11 protein-coding genes are annotated in these 11,091 nt (G+C 58.6%); 8 read left to right on the top strand and 3 right to left on the bottom strand.

From position 1 onward, the window contains the following. Positions 1–581: COX15/CtaA family protein (locus T18_RS27480; RefSeq protein ID WP_323455211.1), on the bottom strand; the 581-nt coding region annotated here is incomplete at its 3' end. 242 nt (positions 582–823) lie between these two features. Between T18_RS27480 and T18_RS03285 the strand changes: the two genes are divergently transcribed. Next, the gene (locus tag T18_RS03285) at positions 824–1,036 is read left to right on the top strand and encodes a DUF2842 domain-containing protein (protein ID WP_003512618.1); all 213 of its coding nucleotides are present in this window, start codon (positions 824–826) and stop codon (positions 1,034–1,036) included. Positions 1,037–1,134: 98 nt separating this feature from the next. Continuing rightward, entirely contained in the window at positions 1,135–2,367 is a 1,233-nt protein-coding gene (gene uppA / locus T18_RS03290; RefSeq protein WP_025593236.1) for a polysaccharide biosynthesis GNAT family N-acetyltransferase UppA, read from the top strand. A gap of 21 nt (positions 2,368–2,388) precedes the next feature. Here the strand turns inward: uppA and uppB are convergent, their stop codons facing one another. After that, the gene (gene uppB / locus T18_RS03295) at positions 2,389–4,653 is read right to left on the bottom strand and encodes a polysaccharide biosynthesis protein UppB (protein WP_038490704.1); all 2,265 of its coding nucleotides are present in this window, start codon (positions 4,651–4,653) and stop codon (positions 2,389–2,391) included. A 209-nt stretch (positions 4,654–4,862) separates the two neighbouring features. On the opposite strand from uppB, the gene uppC reads away from it, so the two are divergent. The 6 genes from uppC (at position 4,863) to T18_RS03320 (ending at position 10,745) form a co-directional block, all read left to right on the top strand. Continuing rightward, positions 4,863–5,435 carry a polysaccharide export protein UppC gene (gene uppC, locus T18_RS03300; protein ID WP_003512614.1) on the top strand — a complete coding sequence of 191 codons (573 nt, stop codon included), beginning with the start codon at positions 4,863–4,865 and terminating at the stop codon, positions 5,433–5,435. A 17-nt stretch (positions 5,436–5,452) separates the two neighbouring features. Beyond that, complete coding sequence (gene uppD / locus T18_RS03305; protein WP_038490701.1) at positions 5,453–6,595, top strand: polysaccharide biosynthesis type 4 glycosyltransferase UppD; 1,143 nt, start codon at positions 5,453–5,455, stop codon at positions 6,593–6,595. A gap of 221 nt (positions 6,596–6,816) precedes the next feature. Next, on the top strand, positions 6,817–8,370 hold the full coding sequence (gene uppE, locus T18_RS03310; RefSeq protein ID WP_003512611.1) for a polysaccharide biosynthesis glycosyltransferase UppE: 1,554 nt from the start codon (positions 6,817–6,819) through the stop codon (positions 8,368–8,370). Next, positions 8,367–9,608, top strand: coding sequence for a polysaccharide biosynthesis O-antigen ligase family protein UppF (gene uppF, locus T18_RS03315; RefSeq protein WP_038490698.1), 1,242 nt, complete (start codon positions 8,367–8,369; stop codon positions 9,606–9,608). Before uppE ends, uppF begins: the two co-directional genes overlap by 4 nt. 78 nt (positions 9,609–9,686) lie before the next feature. After that, on the top strand, positions 9,687–9,836 hold the full coding sequence (locus tag T18_RS26235) for a hypothetical protein (RefSeq protein WP_003512607.1): 150 nt from the start codon (positions 9,687–9,689) through the stop codon (positions 9,834–9,836). A gap of 228 nt (positions 9,837–10,064) precedes the next feature. Beyond that, positions 10,065–10,745, top strand: a complete 681-nt coding sequence (locus T18_RS03320; RefSeq protein ID WP_013635931.1) for a hypothetical protein — start codon at positions 10,065–10,067, stop codon at positions 10,743–10,745. A 96-nt stretch (positions 10,746–10,841) separates the two neighbouring features. Here T18_RS03320 and T18_RS27485 read toward each other — a convergent pair. After that, positions 10,842–11,091: DUF1269 domain-containing protein (locus tag T18_RS27485; RefSeq protein WP_323455178.1), on the bottom strand; the 250-nt coding region annotated here is incomplete at its 5' end.

Consider the following 11,091-nt stretch of genomic DNA (forward strand, 5'->3'; position numbering starts at 1 on the left):
CCGCGCAATATCCACATGCAGCCCGCAAAGATGAGGCACGCGATCGTCAGATGCGTTGCCAGGCGATATTGCGAGACATCCGTACGGTTGACGAGGCCGGAAGACACCATCCACCAGCCGACGAAGCCCTGAAAGCCGCCAAGTCCCAGAAGGCCGATGAGCGGCAGACGCAAGCGCTTTTCGATGCGGCCGGTCAGCCAGAAGAAGGCGAGTGGCAGGGCGAAGATGAGACCGATGGCGCGGGCAAGCAGTCGATGCGCCCACTCCCACCAGAAGATCGTCTTGAACTCATCGAGCGACATGCCCCGGTTGATTTCCTGATATTGGGGAATACGCTTGTAAAGCTGGAATTCCTCTTCCCATTCGGCAACGGAAAGCGGCGGAATGGCGCCGTGGATGGGCTTCCATTCGGTAATTGACAGGCCAGACTCGGTCAGCCGCGTGGCGCCGCCGACAAGCACGAGACAGAACAGCGTGAAGAGAACGACGCGCAGCCAGATGCGCAGCAGGCGGCGATCCTTCTCCTGTTTCTGCAGGGCAGCCTCCACCACCATTTCCGCAGAACCATTTGCCATCGTCATGCCGCTCGAACGCATCTTTGAGGTCTCCATCATACAGTCATGTTGATTAGCCCCAACCGGCACCACAAAACAAGGCCTCAGGGTTTGCGGCATCCGGTCGCGGCGGTATAGTTGCGCCAGACACTAGATCGTCCTGTCTCTGCTTCGAATCACCACGACGATCTAGATTTTTTGTTTTACGCATGTCTTTTCCCCAAAACCGATGACACTTTTGGGATACATGCTCGGTTACGGAAGATTTCATGCACCCTCGCCTCAGATCGCTCATCGGCACCATCGTCATCATCTGCCTCGTCGTCATCTACGCCGTAGCGGCGACGGCCATCGCGTCGGCGACGCTGGCGCAATCTCCATGGTGGGTGCATCTTGCCTACTTCGTGCTGAGTGGGCTTTTGTGGATACTGCCCGCCATGCTGGTCATCAAATGGATGGCCGGCTCCAAAAAACAGGAATAGGCACCTGCCTTCTACGGGACATCCAGAGGTCGCAATTTTATAAACCTCTTGTTTGCCGCTCAACGATATAGTCTCACCGAAACAACCGGAGAGCGTGGATGGCGGCTGAAGCGCCGGTCATAGTCAGCGAGGGTGAAGGACCAGCCGCCGTGCAAAACGAGCGGCGCGGCGCCGATCGCCTGGCTATCGATCTCGTCGACGATGCCTCCACTATCCGCGCTGACTGGGAACAGCTGGAGAGCGACCCGCTCAATTCGCTGCATCAGGGTTACGGCTGGTGCTCCATCTGGGCGCAAACGCAGGACAGACCCCTCCTCATCATTCGCGGCAGGCAAAGCGGAAAGACCGTGTTCCTGCTGCCGCTCGAAATCGTTCTGGAAGGCGGCATCCGCAAGGCACGTTTTCCCGGCGGCCGTTTCAACAATATCAATACCGGGCTTTTCGACCGGTCCTTCGCCGAAGCAGCCAGCCACAAAACGGCGGCAGCCATTGCCCGCGAAGCGCGAAAGCTGCTGCGTGGCCAGGCGGATATTCTGGCCTTGCAGAACATACCGCTGATCTGGCGCGGCAGGACCAACCCGCTCTCGCATCTGGCATCAGTCGAAAACCAGAACCCGGCCTTCCAGATTCCCTTACTGGCAAATTTTGAGAGCACGCTTCGGCAGATCAACGCCAAGAGGCGCCGGAAGAAATTCCGCATCCAGAGCCGAAGAGCCGAGGAAATGGGTGGTTACAGCCATGTGATCGCCCGTTCGCCACGGGAAAAGTGCGAATTATTGCAGACGTTTTTCCGACAGAAGGCAGCCCGGTTCGCATCGCAGGGCATTCCGGATGTTTTTCGCGATCAATCGGTAAAAGACTTTTTCTATGACCTCGCAAATTTTCCGGAGATCGGCACAGACAGTCTTTTGGAACTCCACGCCATTCGTCTGCATGGTCAAAATGAAGGTTTCATCGCTGCCATATCCGGCCTTTCGCGCAAGCAGGATCACATCATCTGCCAGTTCGGTTCTATCGATGAGACCTTCGCGGAAATCAGCCCCGGTGAGCTGCTGTTCTGGCTGATGATCGAACGGGCTTGCAGTGAAAATGCGGCGATCTTCGATTTCGGCGTCGGTGACCAGCCCTACAAACGCAGCTGGTGTCCGCTTTTCACCGTGCAGCATGATATTTTCCTGCCGGTGACGTTGAAGGGCCGCGCGGCGGCCTCTGCCTATGTTGCCATTGCCCGGACAAAGAGCCTGATCAAATCCAATCCGGCACTCTATGCGTTCATTCAGCGTTTCCGCGCCGGTCGGCCGAGCATGGACGCAACGCCCGCTGCCGACTGACCGGTTATCGGCCACAGCATCTCAGGCGGCGCTCAGACGGTCCGGTTTGCGCATGCCGGTCATCGGCAATGCCTGCTCGTAGCCGTGGGCAACCAGTTCTCCGAGGGTCTTTTCCAGCAATTCGCTATCATTACCGGGAACGGACACGACGATTTCCGCCGGCAGATTGCGCAGCATTTTCTCAAGGCTCGATATCTGAACCGCGCCGCACTCCACGAGAACCGTGTCATAGGCGTCGGAAAGCGCGCTGAGGATCATCGTCAGCCGGTCGATGGCGCGCATGGCCTCACGCGGCTGCGCATTGCCGCGCGGCACGATATGGGCATCGGAAAGCCGGTCGCCGTGAATGGTTTCGCCAAAGGCGGCGGCACCCGCCAAAAGGTCCATGACGCCCGGCAGTCCGGTCTCAGGCGCCATCAGGCGCGTCGGACAGGCCGATGCCGTCATATCGACGAGAACGACCGAACGGCCCATTTCGGACAGGGCGCGCGCCAGCATGACGGTGGTGGTCGAACCACTATCACCAGCTGGAGACACGACCGCTGCGACGGATTTGGCAAGACGGGTGGCGAGGAAAGACGCGACGGCGTCGATCGAGAAATTGTCGGCGTTGTCGATCTCTTCTTCCGCAGCGTCCGCTTTCGCAGCCATGGCGTCTGCAACTGGCAAGGCCGATGTGGCAGCGACAGCCGCGACCGGTATCTGCGCTTCCTGTTCGAGAATGGACTGGCGGGCAGCGGCAGGCATGGAACGAACCGCAGGCGGCGCATCCTCTTGACGTGCGGGGAGCGGTTGTTCCGGCGTATCCGGTGTCTCATCCGTGTCAGCACGCGCTTTGGCGGGTGGTGGCGGATCGGACAGCGGCGGGACATGGGTCTTGCCAACCGGCTTCAACGCCCGCCCGGTGAACAGTTCCACGAGCATGACGACGATGCAGGAGAGAAGGAAGGCCGCCAGCGTGACGACAATGGTGATGGCGCCGGTCTTCGGGAAATAGGGTTCGCGCGGCTCCACTGCCGTTGAAATCACGCGGGCATCGGCGGGCGTGGATTCGGCTGAACCGGCGCGCGACGTCGCCTCGCGATAACGGGCGAGATAGGTTTCAAGAAGCTGGCGCTGGGCCGAGGCCTCGCGCTCCAGGTCGTTGAGGCCAACCTGCTGCTCACCGGCGCGTACACTTTCCGTTTTCAGCACGTTCAACTGCTGAACCAGTTGCCGCTCCCGCAGGCGGGACACATTGGCCTCGTTTTCGAGACTTGCGAGCACCTTGCGGGTCTCTTCCTGAATCTGCCGCTGTATGCCGTCAATTTGGCTGCGCAGCGCCTTGATACGCGGATGGCCTTCCAGCAGCGAGGAAGACAGATCGGAAATCTGGCTGCGCATGGCAGCCTCGCTTTCCTTCAGTCTCTGGATCATCGGCGAGGCGACGACGTCGGGGAAAGTATCGAGTGGGCGGCCGCTCGAAAGCGCGTTGCGCACGCCTTCTGCCCGCGCCTCCGCATTCGCCCGCTCGCCGCGGATACGGCCAAGTTCGGTCGAGATATCGCTGAGTTGCCGGGTGGCGAGCGTTTCGCCCTGCCCTGCCGACAGAATATCGGACGAGGCGCGGTAATCCGCGACCTTCCTGTCCGCATCGCGAACCTTCTCACGCAGACTGGCGATTTCCGGCTCCAGCCAGCGTGCCGCCTCCGTGCTTGTGTCCAGTTTCGCGCCGCTCTGCAGCGCGATGTAGGCCTTCATCATCGCGTTGGGGACTGCTGCCGCAAGCATGGGGTCCTCGGACGAGAACTCGACCGTGATGACGCGCGAGCTTTCGACCTGGTAGACCTGCAACCTCTCCTGGAACGCTTTCAGTATCCGTTCCTCTGGCGGCACCTGCTGCGGATCTTTCTTGACGCCGACAGCAACCAGCAGCTTCGAGACGAGAGAAGGACGCGCCGCCGGGTCAAGCTCCTGCCGCTCATAAAGCTTCATATCTTTCGCGACCTGCTTGATGAGGTCAACAGATTGCAGGATCTGCACCTGGCTGGAGATGGTCAATTCATCGAGCACGGGTTCGGCGGGCGCATTCGACTGCTGCGACGCACCGAAGGAGGCTGCGCGCGATTCGATGAGGACGCGCGCCTCGCCCTTGTAAGCGGGCGACATCATGCTTGCGACAACGAAGGCGGCGCCCCCGGCAAGCAGCGTGATCGCCGCTATCCTGCCCTTGCGCTGCCATATGGCAGCGACGAGCCGCGCGAGATCGATATCCACATCCCTGTCATCAATGCGATCGCCGTTCATACGGGCTCCGTAACCGAGATACACCTCGGGCGCTCAAATATAGAGGCCAATTTTCGCGAAGTTTAAGTCTTTCCGGTAACACAACAGTTAATTGTGACGAAACCCACGAAATAAAGCCGATATTACCGTCCTTGCGACTGGCTGTTTACCGCCCATTAACCCTAACAGAACGATAAGAATGCTCATAGTTCGACTCGGAGCCAGATGAGATGCCGCTCGCCGGATCACGACATGTCACCGCACTGACACTTGCCGTTCTAACGGCCCTTTCCGGTTGCGCGGCATATCAACCTGCGCCCAAGGCGTTTCACGAGGGCGCCCTGCAGCCCTATCATGTAGATAGCGGTGACAGGCTGCGCATCAACGTGTTCGAACAGACCGGGCTGACAAATACCTATACGGTCGATCAGGCTGGTTATGTCGCCTTCCCGCTCGTCGGTCAGGTTCCCGCCCGAGGCAAGACGCTGCCGCAGCTCGAAGCCGCCATTGCCGCCAAGTTGCGTCAGGGTTATCTGCGCGATCCCGATGTGACGATCGAGATCGATCGTTATCGCCCCGTGTTCATCATGGGCGAAGTCGGCCGTCCCGGCCAATATTCCTACGTGCCGGGCATGACGGCGCAGAACGCCATCGCCATCGCCGGCGGCTTCACGCCACGCGCCAATCAGGCCGATGTCGATATCACCCGCAAGATCAATACCGAGGTGATGACCGGCCGGATCGGGATCACCGCACCAATTCTTGCGGGCGATACGGTCTATGTGCGTGAACGCTTCTTCTGAAAAACGGAGCGGCTGACATGGCGGATGACGGTCCTCCCCTGCGCATCATTCACTGTTTCCGCTCTCCCGTCGGTGGCGTGTTCCGCCATGTCCGCGACCTGATCGAAGAACACGTCAAGCAGGGCCACAAGGTCGGCATCGTCTGTGATAGTTCGACCGGCGGCGCGCATGAGGAACGGCTTTTCGCGCAGATCGCCCCGATGCTGGAGCTAGGGTTGACCCGCCTGCCGATCAAGCGGTCGATAAGCCCCGGCGACCTGTGGGCGCTCGTTAAGTCCTACAACCATATCAAAAGTTTGCGGCCGGATATTTTGCATGGGCACAGCGCCAAGGGTGGCGCTCTGGCCCGGCTGATCGGCTCACTGTTGCGGGTGAACAAGTATCGCGTAGCCCGCCTCTATTCGCCGCACGGCGGCAGCCTGCATTACGATCGCAAAAGCCTTAAAGGGCAGCTGTTCCTGCGCATCGAGCGGTTTCAGGAGCATTTCACCGACGCCCTGTGTTTCGTTTGCAATTTCGAACAGGAAACCTACGAAACCAAGGTCGGCAAACCACGCACCCGCACGGCGATGATCTATAACGGCGTGCAGGAAAGCGAGTTTGAAACCGTGCCCACCCGCGAAGGGGCAGCGCGCTTTCTCTATATCGGCATGTTGCGTGACCTGAAGGGGCCCGACATCTTCATCAAGGCATTCGCCAAGATGGAACGCAGCATCGGCCAGCCCATGTCCGGCGTCATTGTGGGCGATGGGCCGGACAGGGACAAATATGCTGATATGATCGCCAAGGCCGGACTTTCGCAGCGCATTTCCATGCACGCCGCCATGCCCGCCAGACAGGCATTTGCGCTGGCGACGACTGTTGTCGTTCCCTCACGCGCCGAGGCGATGCCTTACATCGTGCTGGAAGCGCTTGCTGCGGGGAAAACCGTCATCGCCTCGCATGTTGGAGGCATAGCTGAGGTTCTGGGAGAAGACAGCGAGGCGCTCGTTCCGGCTGGAGACGCCGATGCGCTGGCAAAGATAATGGTCAAGGATGCCGAGAGCCCGGACTGGGGGAAACGGGTGATGCCCCGCCCCGACAGCTTCAAGGCGAAATTTTCAACGCCTGTTATGGCCGACGACATGATGAAGCTCTATCGTCACCTGCTTTCGCTCTAGAAACATTTCAAAAACACGATTTTTAATTGTATATTCTGCCGTCCTGTAGAAACTCATCATAAACGTTTCTTAGCATGTTTCGGCTAGTTTCCTGCTCGTAGAGCGCACGTATCCGCACGGATGCGAAAACTGTGCTCTACCACTTTGAAGTTGCGCATCGTTCCCTTCGAAAATCGATTCCGGTTTTCGGGCCGATGGGCTGGAGGGTGCGGACCAAAGCAATGACCAAGGCTGACAAGGGAAGACTTGAATTCGATCTGGCAACGTTGCGCCAGCAAATCTCCGAGCGCGATGCGGGTGAGCCTTCCGCATCGGAAAGCGTTGTTCTCAATCCGCTTGCACGGCAGATCGCCAACCAGCTTCGCGCCGGCAACCATTCGCCAAACATGGTCATAGGCCAATTGCGTCTTCTCGAATTTTCGATGCTTGCGATCATCGCGGCCATCGTCAACGGCATCGCTGCGCGGCAGGGGCTTGAAACCTTTCTTGCGGTTTTCGGCATTGGGGTGCTGGGCGCGGCGGTTTGCGTGTTTCTTTTGCAGGCCGGCGACTGTTACCAGTTGCCGACGCTGCGCGCGCCGCTGAAAATGTTTGCCCGCATTCAGGGCGCCGTCTGCCTGTCCTTCGTCACCGTCGCCGGCATCCTTCTCCTGTTTTTGCCAGAAGCGCTGCATTCCTGGCAGACTTTTGCCATCTGGTACGCCACCGGCGCAATCGCCATTTTCACCGGACGGCTGATCCTCGGCTTCGCCATTCGCCACTGGGGCCGCAACGGCGTGATGGAGCGTCGCGCCGTGATAGTCGGTGGCGGCGATGCCGCCAAGGACCTCATCCGCTCGCTCGAACAGCAAACGGACAATGATATCCGCATCTGCGGCATTTTCGACGACCGGAAAAGCGAGCGTTCGCCCGATGTGGTTGCCGGCTACCCCAAGCTCGGCACCTTCGCGGAACTGGTGGAATTCGCCCGCCTGACGAAGCTCGACATGCTGATCATCGCCCTGCCGCTCAGTGCCGAGGCGCGTATCCTCCAGCTCCTGCGCAAGCTGTGGGTGCTACCCGTCGATATTCGTATCGCGGCCCATGCCAACAAATTGCGTTTCCGCCCCCGCGCCTATTCCCATGTCGGCGCGGTGCCGATGCTCGACGTGTTCGACAAGCCGATACGCGACTGGGATTCGGTCGGGAAAAGGGTGTTCGACATCGTCTTCAGCATTATCGGCATCGTTCTGTTGTGGCCGGTGATGCTGGGCGCGGCTATTGCCGTCAAAACGACATCCAAAGGCCCGGTGTTCTTCAAGCAGAAGCGTCATGGCTTCAACAATGAAACGATCAATGTCTGGAAGTTCCGTTCCATGTATACGGAACTCAGCGATCCCACGGCAAAAAAGGCCGTCACGAAAAACGATCCGCGTGTCACGCCGGTCGGGCGGTTCCTGCGAAAATCCTCGATGGACGAGCTGCCACAGCTTTTCAACGTTCTTTACGGCGATCTTTCACTGGTCGGGCCGCGTCCGCACGCCGTGCACGCCCAGACGGGCGACCTGAAATATACCGAGGTGGTGGAGCATTATTTCGCCCGGCACAAGGTCAAGCCCGGTGTTACCGGCTGGGCGCAGATCAATGGCTGGCGTGGTGAGATCGACCACGGCGACAAGATCAAGTTCCGCACCGAATACGATCTCTATTATATCGAGAACTGGTCGCTGCTTCTCGATCTCAAGATCCTGTTCCTGACACCGATCCGGCTGCTCAAATCGGAAAATGCCTATTGACCCACACCGGTTACCAGCACGCACCGGATTTTGACGCACCGCTTGCCGCCATGCGGTTGGTCGGCGCGTTCTTCATTGCCTTCGGCGTCTTTCTTTCCGGCTTCGTGATTTCCGAACCGGCGCCCTATGAGCTGATGATGGTAGGGCAAGTGGCCATCTGGTTCCTGCTGGGCTTGCGCCTTTCGCGCACCGTCGTCCTGCTTCTGTGCCTGCTGCTTGCCTTCAATGTCGGCGGTTATCTTTCGCTCACCACCATGGCCAATCTTGACGAGGGGCCGCTTTATCTCGCCGTATCGACTTTTCTGGCGCTGACCTCGGTTTTTTATGCTGCCATCATCGAGGACAAGCACCAGCGGCTGCTGCTGATTTTCCGGGCCTGGCTCGCTGCAGCGCTGATTACCTCCCTGCTCGGCATCATCGGATATTTTCACGCCATTCCCGGTTTCGAGGTCTTTACCCTTTACGATCGCGCCAAGGGCGCCTTTCAGGACCCGAACGTCTTCGGTCCCTTCCTGGTGACGCCGTCGCTGTATCTGATTTACGGCCTGCTCTCCGGCAAGGCGATGCATGCGCCATGGCGGATCCTCGGCCTGCTCATTCTGTCTCTTGCCGTGTTCCTGTCGTTTTCACGCGCCGCATGGGGCCTTTTCCTGTTTTCGGCAGTGCTTCTGGTTTTCGTCATGCTGCTGAAAGAGCGTACGGCGGCATTCCGGCTGAAAATCCTCGTTCTGTTTCTCGTCGCCGTGGCATTGATGGTGGCAGCCGTCATCATCGCCCTGCAATTCAAGCAGGTAGCAGACCTGTTCTCCAGCCGCGCCTCGGCGGTGCAATCCTATGATGGTGGCCATCTCGGGCGTTTTGCCCGCCACTATCTCGGTTTCCTGATGGCGATGGAACACCCGCTCGGCATCGGCCCCATGGTGTTCGACGACATCTTTCCCGCCGCGGAACATAATATCTGGCTGAAGAGCCTGACCACGCATGGCTGGTTCGGCTTCGTCATCTATCTCACGCTGATCTGCTGGACCATTGCCGCCTGCTTCAAACTGCTGCTGCGCCAGCGGCCCTGGCAGCCGTTTCTCATCATTTCCTGGGTAACCTTTGTCGGGCATGTGATGATCGGCAACGTCATTGACACCGACCACTGGCGGCATTTCTTCCTGCTGCTCGGCATATTGTGGGGATGCATGGCTCTGGAAAAGAGCGAAAGCCTGCGCCAAAGCAGAAGTGCCACATAAAGTCCTTACCCTTACGGAACCTTACATTATTTCATGCGTTTAGCCCGCGATCATGATTGTCAAACGGGGAGACATCCTATGACGCAGACGAACAATCTCTATTTCATCATTGGCGCACTCCTGGTGGTTCTTGTCGGCCTTGGAGCCTATGTCTGGCACGAAGAAAGCAAACCGAAGGGGATCGAGATGAATATCGGCCCGAACGGTGTTTCCGTGCAGGAAAACTGAGCACTTCCAGTAAAATGCGTAGCGGTTTCATGACTGAAACCAAGGCATTGAGTGCGTCCAACGCTTCCGTTCATTAGAGACGCACTATATGTCCGCAAGCGTCGCGCAAAGTTCGGCTATTAGACCGGGTGCATCCCAAGCTTGAGACGGCTGGGGATACACCTGGTCTTCTTATGAGAGGAGACGAAAGGCGGGATCGAGAATCTTCGCCGAGCCGGTTCGGTATGCATGACGTGTATCGGCCTGATCATGGAAACAGTGAGCGCAATGGTCTCCTCCGTCGACCTGTCCACACGCATCAACTCCACCAAACTCGCACTCAAGGCCATCAAGGAGCAGGAGGACAATTCCGCTTCCACCTCCTCGCCACGAACTGCGATCCTCGACTCCTACGGGATCGACACCTCGCCCTCCTCCACCAATACGCGGCTGACACAGCTTCTGGCACAATATGCGCAAGTCTCCGGCACTGACGCGGAGACCGACGACACCAGCACGCAGGCGCCCTCCGGCGACATTACACAGGCCAGTTTCATGACAAGCCTGAAGGCGACGCTGGAAGAACTCTCCAAGGACCCCAGCAAAGCTACGCAAGCCAAGGCAATGCTGGAAGCGCTGGCCGCTGGAACGCTGACCGTCTCCGATCCGACCGAAGGCGCAAAGATAAAAGCCTGGGACGTGGAGGCCGACAAGACAACCACCTCAAAACCGGCAACCGAGATCACCACGACCGGCTGGAGCGATTTTCTGAAGGACCACCTCAAGCGCGATGGTTCCGCTTATGCCAAGACCACCGGTGGCGCCTATGTCGACAGTATTTCCGGCGACAATGCATTTTTTGGCAATGTCGGCAGTCGGTATTATTATCTGACCTGGCCGCAGGCGAAAACCGGAACCCTGACGGTTTAAGCCAACGTTTCCGGCGCGGGTCGCAAAGAGCGCCGCCGCACTTTCATAGATCTGCTGCGACATGAATCATGCCGCAGCATTGTCTCTCTGCATCGTTCAGACGGCAGGTGCTGCCGCTTGTTCCGTTCCGCCGGAAAGCGCCTTTTGCAGTTGCGCTTCCTGCTCTGGCGAAAGCGAGGTTTTGATGACCCGCCCACGAAGACCCTCCAGTTCCGCCATCACCTTTTCCGGCTGCACCTTGCGGATCAGCACGAACAACGCCGAAGAGCCATTCGGGATGGTTTCACCCAGAGATTTGATGAAATCGTCGTCGATGCCGTAATCCGTCAGCGACCCCGCAAGCGCA

Origin of the sequence: Rhizobium sp. TBD182, assembly GCF_001950375.1 — a bacterium.
Taxonomy (GTDB): domain Bacteria; phylum Pseudomonadota; class Alphaproteobacteria; order Rhizobiales; family Rhizobiaceae; genus Agrobacterium; species Agrobacterium tumefaciens.